Here is a 504-nt window from a genome sequence, read left to right as displayed (position 1 = left end):
ATGATTTTGCACATTTAACGTCACTGCATCGGCAAAGTTAGAGTGCTCAATTTCAGCTTTCGCAAGCACTTGTTCTAAGCGATTGTTGTGTTTATGCCCTGCCAGCAAAGGCTGAATTCCGAGACGGGTTTCGCATACCCCCAGATTCACCCCATTTTGTTGCCAGTCGACATAATGGACAGGAAATGCAAAGTTCGAGATGGTCACCATTGGGCACTCAATGCCCTTAGTGCCATACCCTCTTCCACCGATTCCACGGCTAATGTGAATTTTGATTCCAGCGTGTTCATCTTTCAGGGTAGCCAAGTGAGCCCACTCGGAAACTATACTCCAGTCAGGTAAAGGAATATGAAGTGTTTTGAGACATGCTTCCAAACGTTCAACATGCGCTTGCCAATACTCTAGCTCGCCGTTTTTAGTCTGGATAGTAGTAAAGCAACCGTCTCCATATTGAAAAGAGCGATCACCTAATGAAACCTGTGTTTGTGGAACTCCATTTACCCA

General features: G+C 45.4%; 1 protein-coding gene. It reads right to left on the bottom strand.

Annotation, left to right across the window (positions count from 1 at the left end; all coding sequences use genetic code 11):
* On the bottom strand, positions 1 to 504 hold a 504-nt coding region (gene pabC / locus R7044_RS28425), incomplete at both ends, for an aminodeoxychorismate lyase (protein WP_225456441.1).

The organism is Vibrio sp. 1402 (assembly GCF_033340275.1).
This window is presented reverse-complemented; position numbering and strand designations above follow the sequence as displayed.